Raw genomic sequence first — 1,812 nt, forward strand, 5'->3', positions numbered from 1 at the left:
TTTCTTATAGCTTACGAAAATTTCTTTTGTGCAAAACAGACTTTTTCATAATCTAACCCGATGTACAACCCTTCTGTGAGATTTCCGCGTGGAGGAAGAGAAGAACCATCCATCACGCTGGTCCGCAGTGATGATGATAGCGCCAAAGCTGGATATTCACCCTGACACGCTGTCAAAATGGACCCGTCTGCATGAACGTGCCAATGCGCCTGCGGTAAGTGATCTTCCTGATCGAGAGAAGATCAGGCAACTGGAGCGAGAGAACCGCGAATTGCGGCAGGCCAATGAAATCCTGCGTAAGGCTGCTGCGTATTTTGCCCAGGCGGAACTCGACGGCCTATGTGGACGGCCGTTTAAGCGCAATACCTCATATTGTTCTCCCGATGTCATTTCCAAAACGTATTATTCTACCGGCGGATGATGCATACCGATTTAACGTGAAGACCCGGTCAGATGCGCTCTTATGTCCGGCCTGTTTATGCGACTTTATGCGCTGGCCATCATGGGTGTGCGCTCACATGTCAGGCACCAATCTCGTATCACGTGCTCAGGAGCACAGACGGTCGAACGGTATGGCCTGAACTGTTGCTGAATGACAGTCTTCCCATCACGTCGGTTCATACATCCTGCCGGATTTACCGGAGCAAGCTCCGGTGTCCATCGTTCTGCTGGTACAAGTCAGCCTGCTGAAACACTGACACCAGCCGGACGATAGATCTCTTTACGTGACAACAACGCCCAGATGATACGAGCCATTTTATTGGCAAGTGCAACTGTTGCCAGACGCCTTGAACGACGCGCCATGAGTTCGCATAGCCACTGACTCGCAGCGCATCCCACTTCTGGGCACGATGAAGCATGGCCGTCGCACCAAGAACCAGCAACGGTCTTATCTGCCGGTTGCCCGTTTTGGTAATCCTTCTCAGACGGGTTTTGCCGCCGGTAGAATACTGACGAGGCACAAGCCCAAGCCAGGCAGCAAAATGGCGCGCAGAGGCGAAGGAGCCAATATCCGCGACCGAGGCGACAATCAGAGAAGCCGTTATGGGACCGACCCCAGGGATGGTCATCAGCCGACGCGCATCGTCATCGTTTTTGGCACTTCGCTTCATGGTAGCCGGCAGGTCGGCTGATATCTCTATTTTTGTCATCAGCTCTGGCAGATGGCGTGTGCCCAGAGGGGCAATCAGCCCGAACTCGGAAGCAAGGGCTCGTAACGCATTACTCAGCATGGTCTGCTGTTTGACCAGAAGAGCGCGGGTAGAATGCAGTGACAAGACACCTTGCTGCTCTTCGCTCTTGATTGGAACAAACATCGTATCAGGATGAGACGCCGCCATGCAGATCGCAGCCGCATCAACAGCATCGTTTTTCTTGCCTTTTTTGACAAATGGTTTGACCCGATCAGGAGGAACCAGTCTGACATCATGACCAGCCCTGCTGATCATCCGTGCCCAGTAATGCGCTGACCCGCAGGCTTCCAGAACAACTTCACATGGGTTAAGTTTTGCAAAAAATGCTGAAACTTAACTGCGACCAAGCTTGCATTTGAAAACACACTTTCCATTTGCATCAGCTCCATGAGCCTGAAAAACGGATTTGGCAATATCAAGGCCAATTATGCTAGCTTTCATGCGGGCGGTCTCCTTCTGATGGTCAGTGAACCTCCATCATGGCACATCGATGCCGCAGGGAGGCCGTCCACCCCATCTGGTTCAAGCCGCCATGACACGCTTCATTGAGGAGCACCGGCAGACATATGGTGTCGGGTCAATCTGCAGGGTTCTGTCGATTGCACCATCTGCCTATTAT

General features: G+C 52.3%; 1 protein-coding gene, 1 pseudogene and 1 other annotated feature. Of the genes and pseudogenes, one reads left to right on the forward strand and one right to left on the reverse strand.

Going from position 1 to position 1,812, the window contains the following annotated elements; all coding sequences use genetic code 11:
• The first annotated feature begins 130 nt into the window (after positions 1-130).
• The gene (locus tag FKW31_RS15765) at positions 131-421 is read left to right on the forward strand and encodes a transposase (RefSeq protein ID WP_166443432.1); all 291 of its coding nucleotides are present in this window, start codon (positions 131-133) and stop codon (positions 419-421) included.
• Positions 422-678: 257 nt separating this feature from the next.
• On the opposite strand, the pseudogene FKW31_RS15770 reads toward FKW31_RS15765, so the two are convergent.
• Positions 679-1,634 (reverse strand): annotated as a pseudogene (locus tag FKW31_RS15770) (IS110 family transposase).
• A 91-nt stretch (positions 1,635-1,725) separates the two neighbouring features.
• Positions 1,726-1,800: a sequence feature (AL1L pseudoknot), on the forward strand.
• Positions 1,801-1,812: the final 12 nt, after the last annotated feature.

Source organism: Acetobacter sp. DmW_136 (genome assembly GCF_008690365.1).
Classification (GTDB): domain Bacteria; phylum Pseudomonadota; class Alphaproteobacteria; order Acetobacterales; family Acetobacteraceae; genus Acetobacter; species Acetobacter oryzifermentans.